At 64.9% G+C, this 1,252-nt stretch carries 1 protein-coding gene; it reads right to left on the bottom strand.

The genetic code is table 11. The features are described 5' to 3' along the window. Nucleotides 1–22: 22 nt before the first annotated feature. A protein-coding gene (locus LRA89_RS20420) for an IS3 family transposase (protein ID WP_443025025.1) occupies nucleotides 23–1,188 on the bottom strand; the annotation gives its coding sequence in 2 pieces (ribosomal slippage) (nucleotides 23–927 and nucleotides 927–1,188; 1,167 coding nt in all). Between the last annotated feature and the right edge of the window lie 64 nt (nucleotides 1,189–1,252).

The raw sequence follows: 1,252 nt of genomic DNA, 5'->3' as shown, positions 1-1,252 counted from the left end.
CTTCTGACGTGACCCCAATTTTTCATCCAGCGGCAACCAGAGACCTGCCGGTGTTGTCGCGCATGAGCGCAGGTGAAACAACGGGCGGGGTTAACCCCGCCCGTTGCTGTTCGAGCCCGGCAGCGAATGCGGCCGGGGTAGCGTAGCCGAGCGACGAGTGCGGCCGCTCGGTGTTGTAGTCGTCCACCCAGCGCGCCAGGATCGAGCGGGCATGGCTGATAGTGAAGAACAACGTCTCGTTGAGCAGTTCGTCGCGCATGCGACCATTGAAGCTCTCGACGAACCCGTTCTGGGTCGGCTTGCCCGGCGCGATGTAATGCCACTCGACGCCGACATCTCCCGACCAGGCGAGCACCGCGTTCGACGTCAGTTCGGTGCCGTTGTCGCTGACGATCGTCTTCGGCCTGCCACGCTCGGCGAACAGATCGGTCAACTCGCGCACGACCCGCCGGCCCGAGATCGAGGTGTCCACCACCGCCCGGAGGCATTCGCGCGTCACGTCGTCGACGATATTGAGCACGCGGAACCGACGGCCGGTGACGAGCTGGTCGTGCACGAAGTCCAGGCTCCACCGCTGGTTGGGAAGTGCCAGCACCGGTGCAGGCGCCCGCGCGCCCACGGCGCGCCTTCGCCCCTTCCGGCGCCTGACCGTCAAACCCTCCTCGCGATAGAGCCGCTGGGTCTTCTTGCGGTTGATCATGATGCCGTCCCGGCGCAGCAGGATGTGCAGCCGTCGATAGCCGAACCGTCGGCGTTGCTGCGCCAGTTCGCGCAGCCGCGACCGCAGGTCGCCATCGTCCGACCGGCATGACCGATACCGCATGCTCGTGCGGTCCGCCCCGACGACCGCGCAGGCCCGCCGCTCGCTCATCCCCAGCGTCGTCTGGAGATGGGCGACCGCTTGCCGCTTCGCGGCGGGCGTTACCACTTTTTTGACAGCAGGTCTTTCAACCCCGCGTTGTCCAGCATCGTGTCTGCGAGCAGCCGCTTGAGCTTGGCGTTCTCCTCTTCGAGTGACCGCAGACGCTTTGCGTCGGATACCTCCAGGCCGCCGAACTTCGCCTTCCATGCGTAGTAGGTCGCGCTCGACATCCCGTGCTTGCGGCACAGCTCCGTCACTACCGCGCCCGCCTCGGCTTCCTTCAGAATGCCAATGATCTGCTCTTCCGAAAACTGCTTCCGCTTCATTCCGTCCGTCCCTTCAAGGACCGGTCTCTAGTTCCAACTGGATGAAGAAACGGGGGTCACGTCA

It is taken from the genome of Sphingomonas sp. Leaf4, from assembly GCF_920939515.1.
Classification (GTDB): Bacteria; Pseudomonadota; Alphaproteobacteria; order Sphingomonadales; family Sphingomonadaceae; genus Sphingomonas.
The sequence above is the reverse complement of the archived record's forward strand: the minus strand, read 5'-3'. Positions and strand labels throughout refer to the sequence as shown.